Origin of the sequence: Paraburkholderia kirstenboschensis, assembly GCF_032806925.1 — a bacterium.
Taxonomy (GTDB): Bacteria; Pseudomonadota; Gammaproteobacteria; order Burkholderiales; family Burkholderiaceae; genus Paraburkholderia; species Paraburkholderia kirstenboschensis.
Window position 1 is genome coordinate 4,035,542 of sequence record NZ_CP136513.1, and the last position, 23,899, is coordinate 4,059,440.

The 23,899-nt window shown below is 62.0% G+C and carries 19 protein-coding genes and 1 pseudogene; 12 read left to right on the plus strand and 8 right to left on the minus strand.

Annotated features, from left to right (window positions below; genetic code table 11):
* Nucleotides 1-32: 32 nt before the first annotated feature.
* The 5 genes from RW095_RS40770 to RW095_RS40790 form a co-directional block, all read right to left on the minus strand.
* A complete protein-coding gene (locus tag RW095_RS40770) occupies nt 33-974 on the minus strand; it encodes a UDP-2,3-diacylglucosamine diphosphatase (RefSeq protein ID WP_317021204.1) in 942 nt (313 codons plus the stop codon).
* 127 nt (nt 975-1,101) lie between these two features.
* On the minus strand, nt 1,102-1,644 hold the full coding sequence (locus RW095_RS40775) for an RDD family protein (RefSeq protein WP_317021205.1): 543 nt from the start codon (nt 1,642-1,644) through the stop codon (nt 1,102-1,104).
* Nucleotides 1,645-1,672: 28 nt separating this feature from the next.
* The gene (locus RW095_RS40780; protein ID WP_317021206.1) at nt 1,673-2,431 is read right to left on the minus strand and encodes a DUF3106 domain-containing protein; all 759 of its coding nucleotides are present in this window, start codon (nt 2,429-2,431) and stop codon (nt 1,673-1,675) included.
* A gap of 16 nt (nt 2,432-2,447) precedes the next feature.
* Nucleotides 2,448-2,876 carry a DUF3619 family protein gene (locus RW095_RS40785; RefSeq protein WP_317021207.1) on the minus strand — a complete coding sequence of 143 codons (429 nt, stop codon included), beginning with the start codon at nt 2,874-2,876 and terminating at the stop codon, nt 2,448-2,450.
* The gene (locus tag RW095_RS40790; protein ID WP_027801291.1) at nt 2,873-3,436 is read right to left on the minus strand and encodes an RNA polymerase sigma factor; all 564 of its coding nucleotides are present in this window, start codon (nt 3,434-3,436) and stop codon (nt 2,873-2,875) included. Before RW095_RS40790 ends, RW095_RS40785 begins: the two co-directional genes overlap by 4 nt.
* Nucleotides 3,437-3,791: 355 nt before the next feature.
* Here RW095_RS40790 and RW095_RS40795 point away from each other — a divergent pair, with 355 nt between their 5' ends.
* The 7 genes and pseudogenes from RW095_RS40795 to RW095_RS40825 all read left to right on the plus strand — a co-directional run bounded on the left by RW095_RS40795 (nt 3,792) and on the right by RW095_RS40825 (nt 13,840).
* Nucleotides 3,792-5,555, plus strand: coding sequence for an acetolactate synthase 3 catalytic subunit (locus tag RW095_RS40795; RefSeq protein WP_027776651.1), 1,764 nt, complete (start codon nt 3,792-3,794; stop codon nt 5,553-5,555).
* Nucleotides 5,556-5,677: 122 nt separating this feature from the next.
* The gene (gene ilvN, locus RW095_RS40800; protein ID WP_020069570.1) at nt 5,678-6,169 is read left to right on the plus strand and encodes an acetolactate synthase small subunit; all 492 of its coding nucleotides are present in this window, start codon (nt 5,678-5,680) and stop codon (nt 6,167-6,169) included.
* Nucleotides 6,170-6,281: 112 nt separating this feature from the next.
* A complete protein-coding gene (ilvC, locus tag RW095_RS40805; RefSeq protein ID WP_020069571.1) occupies nt 6,282-7,298 on the plus strand; it encodes a ketol-acid reductoisomerase in 1,017 nt (338 codons plus the stop codon).
* Nucleotides 7,299-8,467: 1,169 nt separating this feature from the next.
* A pseudogene (ltrA, locus tag RW095_RS40810) lies at nt 8,468-10,164 on the plus strand (group II intron reverse transcriptase/maturase).
* 117 nt (nt 10,165-10,281) lie between these two features.
* Nucleotides 10,282-10,920: a phosphatidylserine decarboxylase gene (locus RW095_RS40815; protein WP_128586920.1), complete on the plus strand. Its 639-nt coding sequence runs from the start codon at nt 10,282-10,284 to the stop codon at nt 10,918-10,920.
* A 24-nt stretch (nt 10,921-10,944) separates the two neighbouring features.
* The gene (pssA, locus tag RW095_RS40820) at nt 10,945-11,814 is read left to right on the plus strand and encodes a CDP-diacylglycerol--serine O-phosphatidyltransferase (RefSeq protein WP_317021208.1); all 870 of its coding nucleotides are present in this window, start codon (nt 10,945-10,947) and stop codon (nt 11,812-11,814) included.
* A gap of 478 nt (nt 11,815-12,292) precedes the next feature.
* Entirely contained in the window at nt 12,293-13,840 is a 1,548-nt protein-coding gene (locus RW095_RS40825) for a 2-isopropylmalate synthase (protein WP_317021209.1), read from the plus strand.
* 119 nt (nt 13,841-13,959) lie between these two features.
* On the opposite strand, the gene RW095_RS40830 is transcribed toward RW095_RS40825, so the two are convergent.
* The 3 genes from RW095_RS40830 to RW095_RS40840 form a co-directional block, all read right to left on the minus strand.
* A complete protein-coding gene (locus RW095_RS40830) occupies nt 13,960-15,540 on the minus strand; it encodes a SulP family inorganic anion transporter (protein ID WP_317021210.1) in 1,581 nt (526 codons plus the stop codon).
* A 76-nt stretch (nt 15,541-15,616) separates the two neighbouring features.
* Nucleotides 15,617-16,252, minus strand: coding sequence for a carbonic anhydrase (locus tag RW095_RS40835; RefSeq protein ID WP_317021211.1), 636 nt, complete (start codon nt 16,250-16,252; stop codon nt 15,617-15,619).
* A gap of 238 nt (nt 16,253-16,490) precedes the next feature.
* Nucleotides 16,491-17,042 carry a hypothetical protein gene (locus RW095_RS40840; protein WP_317021212.1) on the minus strand — a complete coding sequence of 184 codons (552 nt, stop codon included), beginning with the start codon at nt 17,040-17,042 and terminating at the stop codon, nt 16,491-16,493.
* Between the two features lie 185 nt (nt 17,043-17,227).
* Here RW095_RS40840 and RW095_RS40845 point away from each other — a divergent pair, with 185 nt between their 5' ends.
* The 5 genes from RW095_RS40845 to tpiA all read left to right on the plus strand — a co-directional run bounded on the left by RW095_RS40845 (nt 17,228) and on the right by tpiA (nt 23,824).
* Nucleotides 17,228-18,625: a branched-chain amino acid ABC transporter substrate-binding protein gene (locus tag RW095_RS40845; protein WP_317021213.1), complete on the plus strand. Its 1,398-nt coding sequence runs from the start codon at nt 17,228-17,230 to the stop codon at nt 18,623-18,625.
* 211 nt (nt 18,626-18,836) lie between these two features.
* Entirely contained in the window at nt 18,837-19,109 is a 273-nt protein-coding gene (gene rpsO / locus RW095_RS40850; RefSeq protein WP_006048211.1) for a 30S ribosomal protein S15, read from the plus strand.
* A gap of 358 nt (nt 19,110-19,467) precedes the next feature.
* On the plus strand, nt 19,468-21,615 hold the full coding sequence (gene pnp / locus RW095_RS40855) for a polyribonucleotide nucleotidyltransferase (protein WP_193425015.1): 2,148 nt from the start codon (nt 19,468-19,470) through the stop codon (nt 21,613-21,615).
* A gap of 239 nt (nt 21,616-21,854) precedes the next feature.
* Complete coding sequence (locus RW095_RS40860; protein WP_317021214.1) at nt 21,855-22,871, plus strand: NAD(P)H-quinone oxidoreductase; 1,017 nt, start codon at nt 21,855-21,857, stop codon at nt 22,869-22,871.
* Between the two features lie 173 nt (nt 22,872-23,044).
* Entirely contained in the window at nt 23,045-23,824 is a 780-nt protein-coding gene (gene tpiA, locus RW095_RS40865) for a triose-phosphate isomerase (RefSeq protein ID WP_317021215.1), read from the plus strand.
* The last annotated feature ends 75 nt before the right edge of the window (nt 23,825-23,899 follow it).

A 23,899-nucleotide genomic window follows, 5' to 3' on the forward strand; every position in this document is an offset into this window, starting at 1 on the left:
TCCTCGATTCGAGCCAGGAGGGTTAAGAGGGATTACGCCGTCGCCCGGGCCTTTTGCACGCCCGCTTCCGGGGCGCGCATCACGGTCCAGTAGATCACCTTGAGTTCGCCTTCGTACGTCTCGACGAGCGCCGACAGGCTTTCGACCCAGTCGCCGTCATTGCAGTACAGCACGCCGTCTATATCGCGTATCTCGGCCTTGTGGATGTGCCCGCAGACCACGCCGTCGCAGCCGCGGCGGCGCGCTTCGTCGGTCATCACGCGTTCGAACGACGAGATGAAGTTCACCGCGTTCTTTACCTGATGCTTCAGGTATTGGGAAAGCGACCAGTACGGGAAGCCGAGCCGGCTGCGGATCCGGTTGAACCAGCGGTTCAGGATCAGGATCATCGTGTAGAGGGTGTCGCCGAGGTAGGCGAGCCATTTCGCGTGCTGGATCACACCGTCGAACAGATCGCCGTGCACGATCCACAGACGCTTGCCGGCGAGCGTGGTGTGAAACGCCTCGCCGCGCACGTGGATGTCGCCGAACGCGAGGTCGCAGAACTGGCGCGCCGCTTCGTCGTGATTGCCGGGCACATAGACCACCTGCGTGCCTTTGCGCGCCTTGCGCAGCACTTTCTGCACGACGTCGTTGTGGGCCTGCGGCCAGTACCAGCCTTTCTTCAACTGCCAGCCGTCGATTATGTCGCCGACGAGGTACAGATACTCCGACTCGTTGTAGCGCAGGAAGTCGAGCAGATAAGGCGCCTGGCAGCCGCTCGATCCGAGGTGGATGTCCGACAGCCAGATCGTGCGGTAACGATGCGGCTCCGCGTGCTCGTCGTCGTGCTGGGCCGCGTGTGTGTCGAGCGGCAGCGGCGCGACGGGGAGCGGCAAGCCGTGGCTAAGGGTGGGTTCGGGGCGGAACGCGACGGGGTCGACGCTCGGGCCAGTCTGGCGGAACAGGGAAGTCGCGGACGTTTTGGAGTCCATGGCTCACGCGTCGAGTTGCGGTGCCTGTATTGGGCCTACGGCGCGTGACTGTGCCGTGACAGTCATGAGAAGTTCTTATTACTGCGGGCGGGGAGAGTGCGCGGGATTGGCCAGACGCGGGCAGCGCTCAGCGCGCTACGTCGATTACGCGCGTACCCGCAAGACGGTCATGCAGAAACTGGCGGCTTGCGCCGAAACGGCCGCTGGCCGCCCACAGCACGAACCAGATACCGGCGATCGCAAGGGTTTGCGGCAAGCGCAGGCCGAGGAGCGGATGCAACGCGAGCGGCGGCAGAAACCACAGCCACGCAAGCACGTAGCGTGCAATCGCCCGCCAGGCGGAGAGCGGCGCGCCATTGGCCGCGACCACGCGCAGACGCCAGGTTTTCATCGGGAGGGTCTGGCCGCTGTGGGTCCAGAACCACACGAAATACAGACCGACGACGAGGCCGATCCACGCCGCCAGCAGATTGTGGTGCGTGAGTCCGTTGCGCTGCTGGGTGAGCGTGCTGAACAGATAACCGGCGACGAATACGACGCCGAACAGCAGCAGCGCTTCGTAAAGCAGCGCGGCGAGGCGGCGGCGAACGGTAGGCGGGGTGCCCGTCGAAACGGACGGCTCGGCCCGGGACGGACTCGCGTTGGAGCTCGAACTGGAGCTGGAAGTCACGCGCGGTTCTGACACGGGCAAGAGCGGCTCACGAACCGTTGAAAATCGACGGCGCTTCCGCCGGGGAGACCGGCAGCGGCGTGGCCGGCACGAAGCTGCCAGCTGCCGGGATGCCCGGCAGCGACGCCGGGCTCGGCAAAGACACGGCCGCCGCTGCGCTCGCCGACGACGTGCCGCTCGCGGCACGCTCGCGTGCATTGACGAGCCGGTCGAGCCCCTTGATCTCGCTGCGGCCGGACGGCGGCGCGCTGACCACGCTCGGACGCCGCTTGTGCTCGCTCGCGGCGAGCCGCTGCTTCAGTTCTTCCGGCAACTCCTGATAGGCCTTCCACGCGTTCTGACGCGCTTCCCGGGGCAACTGCTTGGAAACCTGGTAGTTTTCACGCGCGACGCGGCGCTGATCAGGCGTCATGCGCACCCATTCGGTCATCCGGTCATGCAAGCGTTTTTGCGCTTCAGGCGACAACTTCGAGTAACGCGATGCGATCTTCAGCCATTTGCGCTTGCGTTCGTCGCTGAACGAATCCCATTGCGCCTCGAATGGTGCGAGCGCCATGTGGTCCGCGGAACTCAGCCGCGACCACGCCAGCGGGCTTTTGCTACCAGGCAGGCTGGGCAATTCGACGCCGAGTGCGGGCGCGGGCGGGCGCGCCGCGCCGTTGCCGGTCGCGGCGGGCGCGCCGGCGGGCGAAGGGCTCGGGTAGAAGCGCGGATACGTCGCGGCAAACGACACGAGAGCCGCAATCGCACATCCGAAAACAACGGCAAGGCCGCGCTTGTAGCTCACCCGAACTATCTCCCGCTCAGTGGGCGCGCGAAAGATACGCGTTGAAGCCGTGGTCGAGATAGGCATTGAGCGGCAGGTCGTCGCTTAACATGGCGGCATCGATATCGGCGAGTTCAGCCGTGCGCTGCTGGTCTTCCCAGTAGGCAATGCCCACGAGGCTCACGACGAGCGCGGCGAGCGGCCACGCGAGCGCGAAGCGGCGCAGCGGCGAACGACGGCGTTGTGGCAGTTCGCCATGCGACAGACCGGCGGGCATGCCAACTCCGGCGAGAGCAGGCACGAACACCGGCGCGCTCGCGGTTTCAGGCTTCTTGCGGGCAAGCGCGGCACGGCGCGCCGCAGCGAGTCGATCGACGGTGGCGGGCGGAATGCTGGCGGCGTTTTCGTCGAGCGCGCGGCGCACCTGGCGCGCGAACTCGAGTTCTTTTGTTTCAAGGGAGCTCATAGCGTGATTCCTTTGGCCTTGAGCGCTTGCGCCAGCGTGTGAGTGGCCCGCGAACAGTGCGTCTTCACACTGCCTTCGGAGCAGCCCATTGCGGCGGCAGTCTCGGCGACATCCATATCTTCCCAATAACGCATGAGAAACGCCTCCCGTTGACGTGCCGGTAACTTTTGGATCTCGTCGTCGATCATCTGCAAGACCTGTTCGCGTTCGAGCTTCTGCTCATTGCTCTCGGCGCCTGCCGAGCCCTGCTGGGCCTCGAACGTTTCCAGCGGATCGAATTCGTCGTCGTCGGCATTGCCTAGCGACGAGAAGAGACTGACCCACGTATTGCGTACTTTCGCACGACGGAAATGGTCGTGCATCGCATTCTGCAGAATACGCTGAAACAGCAGCGGAAGCTCGGCCGCGGGACGGTCGCCGTATTTCTCGGCGAGCTTGATCATCGCGTCCTGCACGATGTCCAGCGAGGCGTCGTCGTCCCGCACGGCGTAGACCGTCTGCTTGAATGCGCGCCTTTCGACGCCCGCCAGAAAATCGGCGAGTTCCTTGTCTGATGCCATCCGTTTGGGGGTCGGCGCAGCGAGCGTGCGCGTAATCGGTCGAAAAATGTCGTAAAACTCGCGGATGCTAACAAACTTTTGCGAAAGCAGGGGCGAAACCTGGGCCGCCTGGCATCGTCATGACGATGCGAGCCGGTCAGAAGAGCGCCTCAGGGACGGGCGTTCGGGCAATATTTGCTTGACCGCGCGGGCGTCTGCCGCTATCGTCGCTGGTTCGCAACATAAGTGACTTGTCTCATTGAGGTGTGGCCCAAGAAGCTCACCTGTCAACTGGACGCGCCGCTTGAACCCGAGCCACAAGCCCGGCAGAGAGCACCCGATCAATTTTTTGCCGAAAATTCGAAAGGTGAATTGAATGAATATGCCCAGCGCGGAATTCTCCACGTCGGATACGACTCCACAACACGAAGCTGACTCTATCGGCGCCACCGTGCTCATGAAGGCACTGGCCGACGAAGACGTCGAATTTGTTTGGGGCTATCCCGGCGGCTCGGTACTCTACATTTACGACGAGCTGTACAAGCAGGACAAGTTTCAGCACATTCTCGTGCGTCACGAGCAGGCCGCGGTTCACGCCGCCGACGCCTATTCGCGTTCCACCGGCAAGGTCGGCGTGTGCCTCGTGACTTCCGGCCCCGGCGTCACCAATGCGGTGACCGGCATCGCCACCGCCTACATGGATTCGATCCCGATGGTCGTGATCAGCGGCCAGGTGCCGACTGCCGCGATTGGCCAGGATGCGTTCCAGGAGTGCGATACGGTCGGCATCACGCGTCCCTGCGTGAAGCACAACTTCCTCGTGAAAGACGTGCGCGACCTCGCCGCCACCGTCAAGAAAGCGTTTTACATTGCCCGTACCGGTCGCCCCGGCCCGGTGTTGATCGACATTCCGAAAGACGTGTCGAAGGCCCCTTGCCAGTACGAGCCGATCAAGACTGTGTCGCTGCGCTCGTACAACCCGGTCACGAAGGGCCATTCCGGTCAGATCCGCAAGGCGGTTTCGCTGCTGCTCTCGGCGAAGCGCCCGTACATCTACACCGGCGGCGGCATCATCCTGGCCGATGCATCGCGTGAGCTGAACCAGTTCGCCGATCTGCTCGGCTATCCCATCACGAACACGTTGATGGGTCTGGGCGGCTACCGCGCGAGCGACAAGAAATTCCTCGGCATGCTCGGCATGCACGGCACGTACGAAGCCAACATGGCAATGCAGCACTGCGACGTGCTGATCGCAATTGGCGCCCGCTTCGACGACCGCGTGATCGGCGACCCGGCGCACTTCGCGTCGCGTCCGCGCAAAATCATTCATATCGACATCGATCCATCTTCCATTTCCAAGCGCGTCAAGGTCGACATTCCGATCGTCGGCGACGTGAAGGAAGTGCTGAAGGAACTGATCGAACAGTTGCAAACGGCCGAGCATGGCCCTGACACCGCGGCGCTCGCCGACTGGTGGAAGGACATCGAAGCCTGGCGCGCGAAAGACTGTCTGAAGTTCGACCGCAAGAGCGACATCATCAAGCCGCAGTACGTGGTGGAAAAGGCGTGGGAGTTGACCGACGGCAATGCGTTCGTCTGTTCCGACGTCGGTCAGCACCAGATGTGGGCTGCGCAGTTCTATCGCTTCAACAAGCCGCGCCGCTGGATCAACTCGGGCGGCCTCGGCACGATGGGCTTCGGCCTGCCAGCAGCGATGGGCGTGAAGATGGCTCACCCGGACGACGACGTGCTGTGCATCACGGGCGAAGGCTCGATCCAGATGTGCATCCAGGAGCTCTCTACCTGCAAGCAGTACGAGACCCCTGTGAAGATCATTTCGCTGAACAACCGCTATCTGGGCATGGTGCGCCAGTGGCAGCAGATCGAATACAGCAAGCGCTATTCGCATTCCTACATGGATGCGTTGCCCGATTTCGTGAAGCTCGCCGAGGCATACGGCCACGTCGGCATGCGTATCGAACGCACGGCCGACGTCGAGCCGGCGCTCAAGGAAGCGCTGCGCCTGAAAGATCGCACGGTGTTTCTCGACTTCCAGACCGATCCCACCGAAAACGTCTGGCCGATGGTACAGGCCGGCAAAGGCATCACCGAGATGCTCATGGGTTCGGAAGATCTATAACGACGGCGCGTTGAGTTAAACGCAGTGCCGGCTTCGTCATGCCGCCTTCATGAAAGGCGAGGGCGGACGAAGCGGCGCGAACCGTTCGCAGACATCGACAAAACATCTGGAAGAAGCGAATCATGAGACACATTATTTCCGTCCTGCTGGAAAACGAACCGGGCGCGTTGTCACGCGTGGTGGGTCTCTTCTCGGCACGCGGCTACAACATCGAAACCTTGACGGTGGCTCCGACCGAAGACCGTTCGCTGTCGCGCATGACCATCGTCTCCATTGGCTCGGACGACGTGATCGAACAGATCACGAAGCATCTGAACCGCCTGATCGAGGTGGTGAAAGTGGTCGACCTTACCGAGGGCGCCCATATCGAGCGCGAGCTGATGCTGATCAAGGTGAGGGCGGTCGGCAAGGAACGTGAGGAGATGAAGCGGATGTCGGATATTTTCCGCGGCCGCATCATCGACGTCACCGAAAAGACCTACACGATCGAACTGACGGGCGCAGCCGACAAGCTCGACGCCTTCATCGAAGGGCTCGACGCCACAGCGATTCTCGAAACGGTCCGCACGGGCAGTTCGGGCATTGGGCGCGGCGAGCGCATTCTGAAGGTGTAACCCGCACCGCTTCGATCCGGCCGGGTGGCGTTCATTACTATCCGGCCTTGCAACACAACATTCGCAGTATCTGAATCTCTCTGAATCATCCGAATCTAGCCAAGGAACCGACATGAAAGTTTTCTACGACAAGGACGCCGATCTCTCCCTCATCAAGGGCAAGCAGGTCACCATCATCGGCTATGGCTCGCAAGGCCATGCGCACGCGCTGAACCTGAAGGAAAGCGGCGTGAACATCACGGTCGGTCTGCGCAAGGGCGGCGCATCGTGGAGCAAGGCTGAAAACGCCGGCCTGCAAGTCAAGGAAGTGGCGGAAGCCGTGAAGGGCGCGGACGTCGTCATGATGCTGCTGCCGGACGAGCAGATCGCCGAAGTCTACGCCAAGGAAGTGCACGGCAACGCCAAGCAAGGCGCGGCGCTCGCGTTCGCGCACGGCTTCAACGTTCACTACGGTCAGGTGATCCCGCGTGCCGATCTGGACGTGATCATGATCGCGCCGAAGGCGCCGGGCCACACGGTTCGCGGCACCTACACGCAAGGTGGCGGCGTGCCCCACCTGATCGCCGTTGCGCAAGACAAGTCGGGCGCGGCACGTGACATCGCTCTGTCGTACGCGGCAGCGAACGGCGGCGGCCGTGCGGGCATCATCGAAACGAACTTCCGCGAAGAAACGGAGACCGATCTGTTCGGCGAACAGGCCGTGCTGTGCGGCGGTACCGTCGACCTGATCAAGGCTGGTTTCGAAACGCTGGTTGAAGCGGGCTACGCGCCGGAAATGGCGTATTTCGAATGCCTGCACGAACTGAAGCTGATCGTGGATCTGATCTACGAAGGCGGCATCGCGAACATGAACTACTCGATCTCGAACAACGCCGAATACGGCGAGTACGTGACGGGTCCGCGCATCGTGACGGCTGAAACGAAGAAGGCGATGAAGGCCGTGCTGACCGACATTCAGACGGGCGAGTACGCGAAGAGCTTCATCATCGAGAACAAGGCCGGCGCACCGACGCTGCAATCGCGCCGCCGTCTGACGGCCGAGCATCAGATCGAGCAGGTCGGCTCGAAGCTGCGCGCAATGATGCCGTGGATTGCGAAGAACAAGCTGGTCGACCAGTCGAAGAACTAAGAAGTCCGTTTTATCGTCTCATACCGGCGCGGCGCACCGCCGCATGCGTCGGTAATGCAAAAAGCCGCCCGAGGGTGCTGAACCCCGGGCGGCTTTTGCTATCCTACGGTTTTACGTGCGACACGCACGCTCGTGTCCGTCAGCCCCACCTTACGGGGCATCGACTAGAGGGTTATTGAGGAAGGTCTCGACTGGACTCACCATGCCCTCCGCAGGCGGTTCCCTTGTGAGCCGCACTTTAAGAAGTAGATGTGTCCTTCGGGGCACACCTTAGTAGTGAACACGGGACACGGTGCAGTCTGCCGTCAACCGTATTGCATTGACCTGATTACCGTCAGGTCCCGCCCAGTCAGCGGCTTCATCTCCGCCGACAGGGCGGGGTGATGTGTGCAATTCCCGCGCCCTCGGGCAACGGAGTCGCTAAACGATACGAGCGAAAGCTCGGCGTGTCATTGTTCGGCCTCGCTGGCTGCATTGGCGAGGGTAGTGAACCTGCTGTACGACCAGCAGTAGCCTAGGAAGACATGCGTCACTGGCAATGGTGAGGTGTGAAGCTCTTCCAACAATGTACCCCCCGGAAGTTCGGGCGGATGGTGGTTGTGAAACGACCATCTGGAGACTCCCAGCAGCGATGGGGTTGAGGGGCTAGGCTGGCTGATACGGTTAACGCAAGTGAACTGCTGATAAACCTCGTAAGTAGGACGGTGCCAAAGCTGCTGATAGGCATCAACCAAAAGGTGTGCGGTCGGATAGCTCGCTGTAAATTCGGGCTACGTCGTCTTCGGACCGCCGGGGAATAGGCAGAACCTAAGTCGGTCGTGTGACATGCCGGGAACGTGGTAAGCCTGTATGGTTGCCGGCGCAGTGAGGCTGGCAGGCGGACCGTGAGGAACGCTGTTGATTGTGCAGGTAGAGGACGACGGAAAAAGCGAAGGCCGGGCTGTAATGGTCCGGATAGAGGTTGAAACATTACCTCACGCGAAAGCGGGCAGACTTCCGTCTGGTCTACCGTCGCAAGACGGCTGACGGACCTTTAGCTGGAACTGGTGACTGCTGGCGGCTTCTTAGTCGTCAGTGTTTGTTGTTTACCCCCTTGCGGGAGCAGATCGCTCCCGCAAGGGGTGATCTGTTCTCCGCTCGGGATTCACTTCTTCGAGTAGGAGAGCAGCATGAGAGTGTCTATCCGAGAGGATGGATCTGCGCTTTCCCACGCGCCGGACAACTGGTACGCCGTAGATTGGCGACGGGTTGAACGGAACGTGAGAGGGATGCAGATACGAATTGCGAAGGCGACGCGGGAAAGTGACTGGCGCAGGGTGAAAGCCCTGCAAAGAATGCTGACCCGCACGTTGTCCGCGAAGCTGTATGCGGTACGACGTGTTACGCAGAACCAGGGTGCGCGAACGGCGGGAGTCGATCGTGAACTGTGGGATTCGCCTGAGAGCCGATGGGAAGCCATCGGCAGGTTGAAGCGGCGCGGATATAAGCCTCTGCCATTACGGAGAGTCTTTATCCCCAAGGCCAATGGGAAAGAACGCCCTCTGGGCATTCCAACCATGCGGGACAGGGCGATGCAGGCCTTGTATCTGCTGGCCTTGGAGCCGGTGTCGGAATCGACGAGCGACCCGAACTCGTATGGGTTCAGGTTAAACCGCTCGACGGCTGACGCCATGTCGCAGATTTTCGTTGCCATGTCCCAAAAGGGTTCAGCCCGATGGGTATTGGAGGCGGACATCAAAGGCTGCTTTGACCATATCAACCATGAATGGCTGGAAAACCATGTCCCGATGGACAAGGAGATCCTCCGGAAATGGTTGAAGGCTGGCCTGATTTATAAAGGCCAGCTACAGGCGACTGAGGCTGGTACGCCGCAGGGAGGGATCATCTCCCCGACGTTGGCGAACGTGACGTTGAACGGGCTGGAGCGTGAACTGATTGCGCACCACGGTGCGAAATTCGGAATCGCAAAGGCCAAGAAGCTGAAAGTAAATGTGGTGCGGTACGCGGATGACTTCGTGATTACTGGCGACTCGCAAGAGGTGCTGGAGCAAGAAGTTTGGCCTTGGGTGGAAGCATTCCTTGCCGGTAGAGGACTGCAACTCTCCGAGGAGAAAACACGGATCACGCACATTGACACAGGCTTTGATTTCCTTAGGTGGAATTTCCGGAGGTACTCGGGAACGCTACTCATCAAGCCGAGCAAAAAGAACGCGCAAGCGTTCTATCGCAAGGTGGCGGAAACGATCAGCGGTAACAAGACGGTGAAGCAGGCGAGTCTGATCCGGCTGCTGAACCCGATGCTACGAGGCTGGGCGCGGTATCACAGTCCTGTAGTAGCCAAAGAGGCGTACAGCCGCATGGAGTCTTTGATTTTCCGGAGGCTCTGGCGGTGGTCTAAGAGGCGGTATCCGAGCAAGAGTGCCGACTGGGTGAGAAAGAAGTACTTTCACTCAGAGGGCAGCCGACACTGGGTGTTTGCTGTTCCAGTGGTTCGTGAAGCAGGAAAGGGGTTACTTGAGCTGTACCAGATCAGCGGTACTGAAATCAGGCGACACAAAAAGGTTAAAGGGGCGTTCAACCCATTTGACCCAGAGTGGGAGCAATACGGCGAGCAGTTGCGCGAGGCACGCATGGAACATTCGATGCGACACCGGCGACAATGGGTCTCGTTGTACATGTCACAGAGCGGGTTGTGTGCGCACTGTGGATGCGCTCTGACGAAGGAAACCGGTTGGCATGACCATCATCTGGAGTATCGGATGCATGGTGGATCGGATGCTCTTTCGAACAGGGTTTTGCTTCACCCGGACTGCCACCGGCAAGTGCACGAGGTAAAATTGCAGTAACTAAGCCGGCCCGGGACTAACCCCGGGCTTTGTTTGTAGATTTGAGCCGTATGCGGGGAAACTCGCACGTACGGTTCTTAGGGGGCTCCTCTTCCGCGAGGAAGGGGGGCTACCCTCCAAAAATACTGAAGCCACCCATGAATTACCCACATCCGATCATCGCGCGAGAAGGCTGGCCGTTCATCGCCATCGCGGCCGTCGTTGCATTACTGGTTCACGCCTTCGCGGGATTCGGCTTTGCGTGGCTCTTCTGGCTGATCCTGATCTTCGTCGTGCAGTTCTTCCGCGATCCGGCGCGCCCCATTCCGACTCAGGCGAATGCCGTGCTGTGCCCGGCCGACGGCCGCATCGTCGCAGTTGAAACCGCGCATGATCCGTACGCCAATCGCGAAGCGCTGAAAATCAGCGTGTTCATGAACGTGTTCAATGTCCATTCGCAGCGCTCGCCCGTCGACGGTGCGATCTCCAAGGTCGAATATTTCCCCGGCGCATATCTGAATGCCGCAGTGGAGAAGGCTTCGCTCGAAAACGAACGCAATGCAATCGTGATCGAAATGGCCGGCGGGCAAACGGTCACGTCGGTGCAGATCGCCGGTTTGATCGCGCGGCGCATTCTTTGCTACGTACGTGCTGGCGAGCCGCTTTCCCGCGGCCAGCGCTACGGCTTTATCCGCTTCGGTTCGCGCGTCGATGTGTACCTGCCTGTGGGTAGCCGTCCGCGAGTGTCTATCGGCGAGAAGGTGTCGGCGTCGTCCACGATCCTCGCTGAACTGTAAAGCGGCACAAAGGAGATTGTCCGCATGGCCGCATTCAAACCGCGCCGACCGCGCACCAGTGGACCGTTACCGCGTCCGTTTCGCCGCAACAAGCCGATCGCCACGGATTCACCGGTGGTGGAGAGTCGCCGCGCGCAGCGTCAGCAATTCCTGAGAAAGCGCGGTATCTATCTGTTGCCGAACGCGTTCACCACGGCGGCGCTTTTCTGCGGCTTCTTTGCCGTCGTCCAGGCGATGAACGTGCGTTTCGAAGTCGCGGCAATCGCGATCTTCGTGGCCATGGTGCTCGACGGCATGGACGGCCGCGTTGCCCGTATGACGCATACGCAAAGCGCATTCGGCGAGCAGTTCGACAGTCTGTCCGACATGGTGTCGTTCGGCGTTGCGCCGGCGCTCGTCATGTATGAGTGGATCCTCAAGGACCTTGGCCGGTGGGGCTGGCTTGCGGCTTTCGTCTACTGTTCGGGCGCGGCGTTGCGGCTTGCGCGCTTCAACACCAACATCGGCGTGGTCGACAAGCGTTTTTTCCAGGGCATGCCGAGCCCGGCAGCCGCGGCGCTGATCGCGGGCTTCGTGTGGCTTGCCACCGACAACCGCGTGCCACTCAAGCTCGTCTGGCTGCCGTGGGTCGCTTTCGTGCTGACGATCTACGCGGGCGTGACGATGGTGTCCAACGCGCCGTTCTATAGCGGCAAGGCGCTCGACGTGCGGCATCGCGTGCCGTTCGGCGTCATTCTGCTGGTGGTCGTGGCGTTTGTGCTGGTGTCGTCCGATCCGCCGCTCATGCTGTTCGGCCTGTTCGTGCTGTACGGTCTGTCCGGCTATGTGTTCTGGGGCTACCAGGCGCTACGCGGCAGAGCGAATCCGGCTCGGTCGGTCGCGCACGACAGGTAGCCTGGTGTGCATGCACGCTGCTCACTCGTAGTGTAAGAACTCGCGAAGTATCGAAACGGCGGCCTTTGGGTCGCCGTTTTCATTTTCCGATGCCGCTCGCAACCTCGCTCCAACGTGCGCTGCGTGGAGGTTTGACGTCAATTGCACGGCGAAGGGAATGCCGCTATAGTCGTTGGATGACTGCTTCCGCGTTGGCTTTTTAGCCGCAGTAAAGGCGGCGTGGGCGGCGTGGCGACACGGGCCACGTTCGGGCCACTATCGGGCACCATCGGGCCACAACTGAGCCACAAAAAGCCACGACCGACCCGCACCGCAAACCCGACGTGCCGGTGCATAGATCGCGCTGACCGCCGCACCGACCGGTTGGCGCCCGTTCCGCTTCATACATGGTCGAGCGTTGCTTGCGGCGCCAACGGTGGCGGCATCCACATTCCAATATCCGATTCCCACAATTGAACGACTCCGCAGGAGACTCGACATGTCCGACAAACTGATCATATTCGACACTACGCTGCGTGACGGCGAACAATCGCCCGGCGCGTCGATGACGAAAGAAGAAAAAATCCGCATCGCGAAGCAACTCGAACGGATGAAGGTCGACGTGATCGAGGCAGGCTTCGCGGCAAGTTCGAATGGCGACTTCGACTCGATCCAGACAATCGCGGGTCTGATTAAAGAGAGCACAGTGTGCTCGCTCGCCCGCGCAAACGACAAAGATATCCAGCGTGCAGCCGACGCGCTCAAGCCCGCCGACCGTTTCCGCATTCACACGTTTATCGCCACGTCGCCGTTGCACATGGAAAAGAAGCTGCGCATGACACCGGACCAGGTGTTCGAGCAGGCGAAGCTGGCGGTTCGTTTCGCCCGCAAATTCACCGACGACGTCGAGTTCTCGCCGGAAGACGGCAGCCGCTCGGACATGGACTTCCTGTGCCGAGTGCTGGAAGCGGTGATTGCGGAGGGCGCGACCACCATCAACATCGCGGACACCGTTGGTTACGGCGTGCCCGAACTCTACGGCAATCTCGTGAAGACGCTGCGCGAGCGCATTCCGAACTCGCACAAGGCGGTGTTCTCCGTGCATTGCCATAACGATCTCGGCATGGCGGTGGCGAACTCGCTGGCCGGCGTGCAGATCGGCGGCGCACGTCAGGTCGAGTGCACGATCAACGGTCTCGGCGAGCGTGCAGGCAATACGTCGCTCGAAGAAATCGTGATGGCCGTGAAGACTCGCAAGGACTATTTCGGCCTCGAACTCGGTCTCGATACCACGCAGATCGTCCCGGCTTCGAAGCTGGTATCGCAAATCACCGGTTTTGTCGTACAGCCGAATAAGGCCGTGGTGGGCGCGAACGCATTCGCGCACGCGTCGGGCATTCACCAGGACGGCGTGCTGAAGGCGCGCGACACCTACGAAATCATGCGCGCGGAAGACGTGGGCTGGAGCGCGAACAAGATCGTGCTCGGCAAATTGTCTGGGCGCAATGCGTTCAAGCAGCGCCTGCAGGAGTTGGGCATCGCGCTCGACAGCGAGGCCGAACTGAACGCGGCGTTTGCCCGCTTCAAGGAACTGGCCGACCGCAAGGCGGAGATTTTCGACGAGGACATCATCGCGATCGTCACCGAAGAATCGGCTGAGGCGCAGCAAAAAGAGCACTACAAGTTCCTGTCGCTTTCGCAGCATTCCGAGACCGGCGAGCAACCGCATGCAAAGATCGTATTTGCGATGGACGGCAAGGAGATCACCGGCGAGGCGCGCGGCAACGGTCCCGTGGATGCCACGCTCAACGCAATCGAAACGGAAGTGGGCAGCGGCTCCGAGTTGCTGCTTTACTCTGTGAATGCGATTACCACCGGCACTCAGGCGCAGGGCGAAGTGACCGTGCGGCTTTCGAAGAGCGGGCGCATCGTCAATGGCGTGGGCACCGATCCGGATATCGTGGCGGCTTCCGCGAAGGCTTATATCTCGGCGCTCAACAAGCTCTATTCCAACGTCGACAAAGTGAATCCGCAGCGTTCCGAATGAGCTCGCGGCAGCGGCTCATGCGTTGCCGTCACTAGAAAATGATGCCCCGCGCCTTGAGTGGCGCGGGGCTTTTTTATTGCGGCATGCTGGTCTCGCTCGTTTGCCGCAGTCTCCCCACGTTACTCGGTCGCCGCACGTCGCATCGACCAGCCGCGCGCAGCGCGTGCCTGGCCTCGCACCTGATGCCGCACTTCGACCGCAATGCCGCGGCGTGGCGCGTCCTCGACGAAGGTATCGAGCAGTTCACGCACGTCGTGGTCGACGAAATCGGCGCGGGTCGCATCGACTATCAGCGTCGCGCCGTCGGGAATCTGCTGCAGATAGTGCTTGAGCGGCACCTTGCCGAGAAACGACACGTCCTTGCGGAACGACAGCAGGTAATGATCGCCGTGTTGCGCAAGCACGATCGGACGGCGCAGATTCGCATACAGTGCAAGCAGCACGCTGCACAGAATGCCGAGCACGATGCCGATCAGCAGATCGGTCGCGAGCACGCCGACCAGCGTGACGATAAACGGCGCGAAGGGCGCAAACCCCTGTTTTGCGACCGCGACGAACAGCGACGGCTTGGCGAGCTTGAGCCCCGTGTAAATCAGGATCGCGGCAAGACAGGCGAGCGGAATCAGGTTGATGACGCTCGTCAACGCAAACACGCTGACGAGCAGCAGCACGCCATGAATGATCGCCGACAGACGGCTCTGTGCGCCGGCATGCACGTTGGCGGAACTGCGCACGATCACCGCCGTAATCGGCAGGCCGCCTATCGCGCCCGCAATCAGATTGCCGACGCCTTGCGCCTTCAGTTCACGATCCGGCGGCGCGGCGCGCCGTTCGGGGTCGATCTGCTCGACCGCTTCGAGGCTCAACAAGGTTTCGAGACTTGCGACGATCGCAAGCGTGATCGCGACGCGCCACACGTCCGGGTTGAGGAGTTGCGCGAAATGCGGCCCGAAGTCGGCCCACTCAAGCGCGACGCTCAACGCCGCGAACGATTCCAGCGACGGCAACGCGACGCGATGTTCGGCCGGCGGCGCGAGCGACGGCGCCAGCATGTGCAGCAGCAACGTCGCGCCGATACCCAGCAGCACGACCGCGAGCGGCGCGGGGACGATGCGCACCAGCGCAAAGCGGCGCATGGGGCGCGTTTCCCAGCCGATCAGGATGGCCAGAGACAGCAGCGTGATCACGCAGGCCACGAGCGAGACCGAGCCGAATGGAGCGACGATCGTGCCGGCGGCTTGCGCTGCGGCGGGCGCGCCGTTTGCCGCTTGTCCGGAGACCAGCCCGAGCGCAAGCGGGAACTGTTTGACGATCAGCAGCACGCCGATCGCCGCGAGCATGCCCTTGATGACCGGCGACGGCACATACGCGGCGAAACGGCCCGCCTTGAGCATTCCTAAGCCGAACTGGATTGCGCCGGACAGCAGCACGGCCGCGAGGAACGCCGAAAAGCTCCCGAGCTGCGCGATCCCGTCGACGACAATCACGACGAGACCGGCCGCCGGTCCGCTGACGCTCAGGCGCGAGCCGCTGAGAACCGCGACCACGAGGCCGCCGACGATGCCCGACACAAGTCCGGCAAACGGCTCGACGCCCGACGCGTTGGCGATACCCAGACACAGCGGCAGAGCCACGAGGAAAACGACGGTGCCCGCAAGCACGTCGCGCTGAAATGTCGAAAAGAAAGCTCGAAGGTTCATGGTGTCGGTGCTCAAATGAGTGATGCCTGATCGCAGGCGAAGGCTGAACCGGATAGGCCCCGAACGCGGATGCGCATTAGGCGGCGCTATGGGCGGCGGTCTCGCAGGTCATTGCGTCGTCGGCCTCGTAACCGGACGCGAGCACTTGGATGCGCCCGTCTTCGAGCGCGAAGATCCAGCCGTGCACGAGCGGTGCCGTCCCGGCATCGCGTACGATCGGATTCGCACGAAGTCGGCTCACCTGTTCAAGCACGTTCAGTTCGGCGAGGCGGTCGACGCGCTCGCGTTCGCTCGCGTGTGCGTCGAGTTCGTCGCGATGATTCCTGGCAAGTGAACAGAGCGGCGCGATACGGCGATTTACGTGCGGCAGGCTCGGGTCGGGCGGCAATAACGAGGCGCGCACGCCACCGCAGCCATAATGTCCGCAGACGATTACGTGACCGACCTTCAGCACGCGCACCGCGTATTCGAGAACGCTCGCGGAGTTGTCGTCGTCGGGATGAAACAGGTTGGCGATATTGCGGTGTACGAACAGGTCGCCCGGCTCGCAGTGCGTGATGGTTTCGGCCGGCACGCGGCTATCCGAGCAGCCGATCCACAGTACGTGCGGATTCTGTCCGCGTACCAGATCGCGGAAAAACTCGGGGTTGCGCTCGGCGGTTTCATGCGCCCATGCGACGTTGGCGACAAGAAGGCGTTTGGGACGATTCATCGATAGCGGCTCCGTAAAGGGCGCATCGTCCGGTGCAGGAATCACGGCTGTGCCGTGTGGTCGCGCTCGTTATTCCGCAGTCGGACCGGCACCGGATCAATGCTTACAAAAGCCTTTCTATCAAAAAATTAATTGCCTGTGTGTGAAATAAAATTCGTCGCCATGCGAAATAAATAAAAAAAAGCCGCTCTCGGAAGCGGCTTCGGGAGATGCATGCTTAGTGACTCACAGCGCAAGGCTAGAACATGTTGCGGCGGTCCGGATCATGCAGCGGATCCGGCGATTTTTGCGTGAGACGCAGCACACCCTGATCGTCGAAATAGAAGCTGAACATCATGTACCAGTAGTTGTCCTCGAGATAGCGATAGGTCCAGACCTCGCGCTTCATCAGCGGGAAGTAGGACGTCTCCACCGGGCGGCCGAAGTTCACCAGAACGTCGCTTCTCGTCCACTTGCCGATTTCGGAGCGATAGAACTCGTTTGGCTGCAATACCTGGCGCACGTTCACGATCTTGCCGGAGGCGTCGACGTCCGCGGCGGTGGTCGTTTCGCCCATCGGCTGGGTCGGCCACATCAGCCGTTTGCCGCCGTTTGGCAAATCGTAGCTTTCGCGCGGCGGGCCGAGGCGCGCGACGATTGTCGATTCGTCCGCGCCCGCCTGGTATTGTTGCCAAGGCTGCGCGCAGCCGGCGAGAGCGAGCGCGCTCAGGCACACGAGCGCCGCGCGGCGCACGCGCCCGGCAGCCGGCGCCCCGATCGAGGCCGCCTTACGGTGATGCCGGTTCAACATGATTCCTCCGATGGCTTTCAAGTGGCGTTTTTATCATCATCACGGGTTATTTTGACACGCGCCGCCGTAAAAGATTTGCAGTGCGCGCGCGTTTGCCGGGCTCCACGATAACGGCTGGACCGGCTTGCTTATTCCGTCGCCGACGCCCTATGATCCGCGCTTCGACGAATCAGACGGAACGGACGATGGCGAAGTGGCAATGGAAGACGGCCGTGGCATTGGCGGCACTCTCGATGACAGTGGCTGCGGCCTGCGCTGCCGCGGCGCGAACGGCGCAGACGGCGCAAACGGCGCAAACGGCGCAAACGGCGCAAACGGCGCAAACGGCGCAAACGGCGCAAACGGCGCAGACGGCGCAGACGGCGCAGACGCCAGAAGCCGCGCCCGGGCTTACAGGCGCGCCGATCCAGCTGGCGCTGATCGAAGGCATGTCAGGTCCGTTCGCAAACGCCGGCGCGGCAGTGGAGCGCAATCTGCGCTACGGCGTCGAACAGGTGAACGCGCGCGGCGGTGTGAAGCTGGCGGACGGCGCGCACCCGCTCGCGCTGGTCGTGCTGGACAGCAAGGGCGGCACCGAAGAGGCGCTGACGCAGCTGCGTGCCGCAGCCGACCGCCATATCGGTTATATCCTGCAGGGCAACAGTTCGGCGGTCGCGGCGGCGCTCATCGGCGCGATTGAAAAGCAGAACAGCCGCGAGCCGGCCAATCGCGAGCTATTTCTCAACTATTCCGCCGATGACCCGGCACTGACCAACGCCAATTGCAGTTTCTGGCACTTCCGCTTCGACGCGCATGCGGGTATGCGCATGGACGCGCTTGCCGACGTGATCCAGCACGACCAGACGGTGAAGAAGGTATATCTGCTGAATCAGGACTACAGCTTCGGCCACGACGTGAGCCGTCTCGCGCGTTCGGCGCTGTCGGCGAAGCGCCCTGACATCGCGGTGGTCGGCGACGAGTTCCATCCGATTGGCCGCGTGAAGGATTTCGCGCCGTATGTCGAGAAAATCCGCGCGAGCGGCGCGCATGCCGTCATTACCGGCAATTGGGGCAACGACCTCACACTGCTCGTAAAAGCGGCGCGCGAGCAGGGGCTCGACACGAAGTTCTACACGTTCTACGGCAACAGTCTCGGCGCGCCGGCCGCGTTGGGCGACGCGGGCGTCGGGCGAGTGATCGCCGTCGCGGACTGGCATCCCAATGCGGGCGGCGCGACCTCCGACGCCTGGTACGAGGCGTTTCGCGCTCGCTTCCCAGCCGCGCAGGACGACTACCCGGTATTACGCATGCCGCTGATGATCGAAACCCTGGCCGCGGCGATGAACCGAGCGAAAAGCGCGGATCCTACGGCGGTCGCACGGGCGCTCGAAGGCATCCGGTTCGACAACGGCTTCCACCCGTCGTGGATGCGGGCGGACGATCATCAACTGATCCAGCCGCTTTACGTGATGGAGATGGATAAAGTCGGCACGCGCGGCGTGCGCTTCGATAACGAGGGCTCCGGCTTCGGTTTCCGCACGGTGCTGGCGTTGCTGGCGGAGCGCACCGTTCCACCGAGCGTGTGCAAGATGAAGCGGCCGTGAAGCGCCGTTGCCCGCGCCCGCGCGGTGTCCTCCGCGGTCGTTGCCTGGCGCGGCACCGCAGGGTTCGCGGCGGGATCGCGCTGTGCTACAATACGCGTCCCGTTGCGGTACCGGCTGTCATGCAAGGTGTCTGGCAGCGCTAGTTCGCACGGGTAACCCACGGCACGGCCTTTCTTCCGTGACCGCCTGTCTAGTTCTCAAGGAAATCGACATGTCCGCAGTTGATACAAGCAAGAAGTCCGAAGTCGTTGCGCAATTCGCACGCGCAGCCAACGACACCGGCTCCCCCGAAGTTCAGGTCGCGCTGCTCACGACCCGCATCAACGAACTGACCGTTCACTTCAAGGCACACGCGAAAGATCACCACAGCCGCCGCGGTCTGCTGCGCATGGTGAGCCGCCGCCGCAAGCTGCTCGACTACCTGAAGGGTAAGGACGCGGATCGTTACCGCGCACTGATCGAGAAGCTGGGTCTGCGTAAGTAATCGGCCAGTCGTTCAGCAAGATGCCTGTGTCAGTTCCACTGATACAGGCATTTTGTTTTTGCGCGGTGCGCTTCATGTGGGGCGCACAGCCTGTAGTCCGCCGCGGCGTGCCGGTTCATGCGGCGGGGCAGTAAGCAGTAAAAGAAGTAGAAAAAGCAGCAAATACAGAAACATGGCCGGGCTTCAGGGCGGAGCTTTGTGTCATTCCAGCGATTCGCGCGCTTAGTCGACGTAAGCAATGCAGACGGCGCAGAGCGTGGCTCTCTGGAATGGCATAACACTACTCTTCCCATGCGGCGCCGGTCCTGGCGTTGCCGCGCCGCTTCCGGTCCGCGCGGCATAACGATGAGGAAAAGCAATGACTATGTTCAGCAAGATCGTCAAAGAATTTAAGTGGGGACAACATAACGTTCGCCTCGAAACCGGCGAGATCGCTCGCCAGGCGAGCGGTGCGGTGATCGTCGACGTCGAAGACACCGTGGTTCTGGCGACCGTGGTCGGCGCCAAGACGGCCAAGCCGGGCCAGGACTTTTTCCCGCTGACCGTCGACTATCTCGAGAAAACCTATGCTGCCGGCAAGATTCCTGGCGGCTTCTTCCGCCGCGAAGGCCGTCCGTCGGAAGGCGAAACGCTGATCTCGCGCCTGATCGACCGTCCGTTGCGCCCGCTGTTCCCGGAAGGCTTCTACAACGAAGTCCAGGTCGTGATCCACGTCCTGTCGCTGAACCCGGAAATCCCCGCTGACATTCCCGCGCTGATCGGCGCGTCGGCGGCGCTCGCTGTGTCCGGTCTGCCGTTCAACGGCCCGGTCGGCGCTGCACGCGTGGCCTACATCAACAACGAATATGTGTTGAACCCGACGCGTCCGCAAATGAAGGAATCGGCGCTCGACCTGATCGTCGCCGGCACGGAACGCGCGGTGCTGATGGTGGAATCGGAAGCGCAGCAACTCAGCGAAGAAGTGATGCTCGGCGGCGTGGTGTTCGGCCATGAGCAGATGCAAATCGCGATCGACGCGATCCACGATCTGGTCCGCGAAGGCGGCAAGCCTGAATGGGATTGGCAACCGGCTGCGAAGAACGAGCCGCTGATCGCGCGCGTGACGGAACTGGCGCAAGCCGAACTGCTCGCCGCTTACCAGATCCGCGACAAGCAGGCGCGTTCGACCAAGCTGAAGGAAATCTACGCAGCAGTTTCCGCGAAGCTGGAACAAGACGCGTCGGCAAGCGGCACCGTGGCGGCCGACAAGGCAACCGTCGGCAACGTGCTGTTCGATATCGAAGCGAAGATCGTCCGTACGCAGATCCTGAACGGCGAGCCGCGTATCGACGGCCGCGACACGCGCACCGTGCGCCCCATCGAAATCCGTACCGGCGTGCTGCCGCGTACGCACGGCTCGGCACTGTTCACGCGCGGCGAAACGCAGGCGCTGGTGGTGGCCACGCTCGGCACGAAGGGCGACGAGCAGAACATCGACGCGCTCGAAGGCGAGTACCGCGAACGCTTCATGCTTCACTACAACATGCCTCCGTTCGCGACCGGCGAAACGGGCCGCGTCGGTTCGCCGAAGCGCCGTGAAATCGGTCACGGCCGTCTCGCCAAGCGCGCGCTGGCTGCGTGCCTGCCGAGCGCCGACGAATTCGGCTACTCGATCCGCGTCGTGTCGGAAATCACGGAATCGAACGGCTCTTCGTCAATGGCTTCGGTGTGCGGCGGCTGCCTCGCGCTGATGGACGCCGGCGTGCCGATGAAGGCGCACGTCGCCGGCATCGCCATGGGCCTGATTCTGGAAGGCAACAAGTTTGCCGTGCTGACCGACATCCTCGGCGACGAAGATCACCTCGGCGACATGGACTTCAAGGTGGCGGGCACCGAGCAAGGCGTGACCGCGCTGCAGATGGACATCAAGATCCAGGGCATCACGAAGGAAATCATGCAGGTCGCCCTCGCGCAAGCGAAGGAAGGCCGCATGCATATCCTCAGCAAGATGACCTCGGCGGTGTCGGGCGCGAACACGCAATTGTCGGAGTTCGCACCGCGCATGATTACCATCAAGATCAATCCGGAAAAGATCCGCGACGTGATCGGCAAGGGCGGCTCGGTGATCCGCGCGCTGACGGAAGAAACCGGCACGACGATCGATATTTCGGACGACGGCGTCGTGACCATCGCGAGCACCAGCAGCGAAGGCATGGCCGAAGCGAAGAAGCGTATCGAGAACATCACGCTTGAAGTCGAGGTGGGCCAGGTGTACGAAGGCACCGTGCTCAAGTTGCTCGATTTCGGCGCGATCGTGAACATCCTGCCGGGCAAGGACGGACTGCTGCACATCTCCGAAATCGCCAACGAGCGTATCAAGGACATCAACGACTACCTGAAGGATGGCCAGCAAGTGAAGGTCAAGGTCATCCAGACGGACGAAAAGGGTCGTGTGCGTCTGTCGGCAAAGGCGTTGCTGAACGACGGCGCGCCGAGCGCGCCGCAAGGCGAGCCGACGCCGCAGTAAGGCGGTAGCGGCACAACGGCCGGCAGCGCGTATGCGCGCCGGCCGTTTTTCATGGTGGGCGCAGGGTGGATTGCGTTGCAGACGGATGCCGGCTTTGGCAAGCAGCTAACCGGCTCGAATGCGGCGGCTTTATCGGCGGTTCACGCGAGTCGTGCTCGATTGCCGCGATCCGGCGACAATGCAGGGAACGCGGACGAACGCGGGTACGCAACGCAATCCAAATCTTGGAGTTGACGCAGATGAAAGCGATCGAAATCACGGAATTCGGAGCGCCGGAAGTCCTCAAGCTCGCGGAGCGGCCCACGCCGCAGCCGAAAGCGGGCGAGGTGCTGATCAAGGTGGCGGCTTTTGGTATTAACCGCCCGGACGTGTTTCAGCGCAAGGGCGCCTATGCGCCGCCTCCTGGCGCGTCGGACCTGCCGGGGCTGGAAGTGGCGGGCGAGATCGTCGCCGGCGACATCGACGGGAAGAACAATCCGTTCGGCCTGAAAATCGGCGATCGCGTATGTGCGTTGCTGGCGGGCGGCGGCTACGCCGAGTACGCGACCGCGCCGCTATTGCAATGCTTGCCGGTGCCGAACGGCTTGTCCGATGTCGAAGCGGCCTCGCTGCCAGAGACATTTTTTACGGTCTGGAGCAATGTGTTCGATCGCGCGCAACTCGGCAAGGGCGAGGGCGGGCCGAACGAAACTTTGCTGGTGCAGGGCGGCTCGAGCGGTATTGGCGTCACCGCGATCCAGATTGCACATGCGCTGGGTTTTCGCGTGTTCGCAACCGCCGGCTCGGACGAAAAGTGTCGTGCGTGCGAGGCGTTGGGCGCGGAGCGTGCGATCAACTACAAGACGGAAGACTTCGTCGAAGTCATCAAGTCGCTGACTAACGACCGTGGCGTCGACGTGGTCCTCGACATGGTGGCGGGCAGCTACGTGTCACGCGAACTGACGGCGCTCGCCGACGGCGGGCGCATCGTGCTGATCGCGCTGCTGGGCGGCGCGAAGGCGGAATTGAATCTGAGCGAGGTGCTGCGCCGCCGCTTGACGGTAACCGGTTCGACGCTGCGTCCGCGGCCAGTCGAATTCAAGGCGAAAATCGCCGCACAACTCAAGGAGCAAGTGTGGCCGCATCTCGAGGGCGGTCGGATCAAGCCGGTGGTGCATCGTGTGTTTCCTGCCGGGCAGGCCGCTGAAGCGCATGCGCTGATGGAAAGCAGCACGCACGTCGGCAAAATCGTGCTGACATGGGGTCAGGACGCTTGATGCTGGCTCGCGGGCGGGATTCGGTGCGCACAGGCTCGTTTGACCCGATCTCGCCCACGCAGTAAAATTGCGCGTTTTGCGCACGCCGCGTGAATTCGAAAGGCGGACTGTAAGCGCACACAAAGCCCGCCGCCAAAGCACGACAAGCAGACGACAAGGGGCAAGACGAGACGATGTCGACACAACGAGCGAAACTGGTAGTTGGTAACTGGAAGATGCACGGGTGTCTCGCCGACAACGCGGGGCTGTTGCAGGCGGTGGCGAAAGGTGCCGCGGAACTCCCGGCTGAGGTGCGCGTGGGTGTGTGCGTGCCGAGCCCGTACCTCGCGCAAGCGCAATCGTTGCTGCAAGGCAGCCGGGTGGTGTGGGGCGCACAGGACATTTCGGCCTTCACGCACGGTGCTTATACCGGTGAGGTGGCTGCGCAAATGGTGGCGGATTTCAGCGCCGCGTTTGCCATCGTCGGGCATTCCGAGCGCCGCGCCTATCATCGCGAAAGCGCCGAGCTGGTCGCGGTAAAGACACAGCGTGCGCTCGAGGCACGATTGACGCCGATCGTATGCGTCGGCGAAACGCTCGAGGAGCGCGAAGCCGGGTCGACCGAACAGGTGGTCGGCGCGCAACTCGACGAGGTGCTGGCGAAGCTGTCGGCGCAGGAAGCGGCGCGCATTGTGGTTGCGTACGAGCCCGTCTGGGCGATCGGCACCGGCAAGAGCGCGAGCTCGGAGCAGGCGCAGGCGGTGCACGCTTTCTTGCGCTCGCGTCTTGCGGCAAAGGGCGCCAGCGTCGCAAATGTAGCGCTGCTGTACGGCGGCAGCGTTAAGCCGGACAACGCGGAAGAGTTGTTCGGCCAGCCGGATATCGACGGTGGGCTGATCGGCGGCGCGTCGTTGAAGGACCAGGATTTTCTGGCGATCTGCAAGGCAGCGGCTGCAACCACAGCCGCAAGTTAAGCGGCTCGCCTTCGTCGAGGATGACCCATCCCGGGTCTCGCAGTCCGCGGGGCTCGGCTAAATAAAGACTCAGGT

Coding starts and splice junctions, on each gene's coding strand:
- RW095_RS40785 (WP_317021207.1), bottom strand. CDS start 2,876: ATGAGCTCCCTTGAAACAAAAGAACTCGAGTTCGCGCGCCAGGTGCGC.
- RW095_RS40840 (WP_317021212.1), bottom strand. CDS start 17,042: ATGTTGAACCGGCATCACCGTAAGGCGGCCTCGATCGGGGCGCCGGCT.
- RW095_RS40825 (WP_317021209.1), top strand. CDS start 12,293: ATGTCCGACAAACTGATCATATTCGACACTACGCTGCGTGACGGCGAA.
- tpiA (WP_317021215.1), top strand. CDS start 23,045: ATGTCGACACAACGAGCGAAACTGGTAGTTGGTAACTGGAAGATGCAC.
- RW095_RS40830 (WP_317021210.1), bottom strand. CDS start 15,540: ATGAACCTTCGAGCTTTCTTTTCGACATTTCAGCGCGACGTGCTTGCG.
- rpsO (WP_006048211.1), top strand. CDS start 18,837: ATGTCCGCAGTTGATACAAGCAAGAAGTCCGAAGTCGTTGCGCAATTC.
- pssA (WP_317021208.1), top strand. CDS start 10,945: ATGGCCGCATTCAAACCGCGCCGACCGCGCACCAGTGGACCGTTACCG.
- RW095_RS40795 (WP_027776651.1), top strand. CDS start 3,792: ATGAATATGCCCAGCGCGGAATTCTCCACGTCGGATACGACTCCACAA.
- RW095_RS40790 (WP_027801291.1), bottom strand. CDS start 3,436: ATGGCATCAGACAAGGAACTCGCCGATTTTCTGGCGGGCGTCGAAAGG.
- RW095_RS40860 (WP_317021214.1), top strand. CDS start 21,855: ATGAAAGCGATCGAAATCACGGAATTCGGAGCGCCGGAAGTCCTCAAG.
- ilvN (WP_020069570.1), top strand. CDS start 5,678: ATGAGACACATTATTTCCGTCCTGCTGGAAAACGAACCGGGCGCGTTG.
- RW095_RS40815 (WP_128586920.1), top strand. CDS start 10,282: ATGAATTACCCACATCCGATCATCGCGCGAGAAGGCTGGCCGTTCATC.
- ilvC (WP_020069571.1), top strand. CDS start 6,282: ATGAAAGTTTTCTACGACAAGGACGCCGATCTCTCCCTCATCAAGGGC.
- RW095_RS40845 (WP_317021213.1), top strand. CDS start 17,228: ATGGCGAAGTGGCAATGGAAGACGGCCGTGGCATTGGCGGCACTCTCG.
- RW095_RS40770 (WP_317021204.1), bottom strand. CDS start 974: ATGGACTCCAAAACGTCCGCGACTTCCCTGTTCCGCCAGACTGGCCCG.
- RW095_RS40835 (WP_317021211.1), bottom strand. CDS start 16,252: ATGAATCGTCCCAAACGCCTTCTTGTCGCCAACGTCGCATGGGCGCAT.
- pnp (WP_193425015.1), top strand. CDS start 19,468: ATGACTATGTTCAGCAAGATCGTCAAAGAATTTAAGTGGGGACAACAT.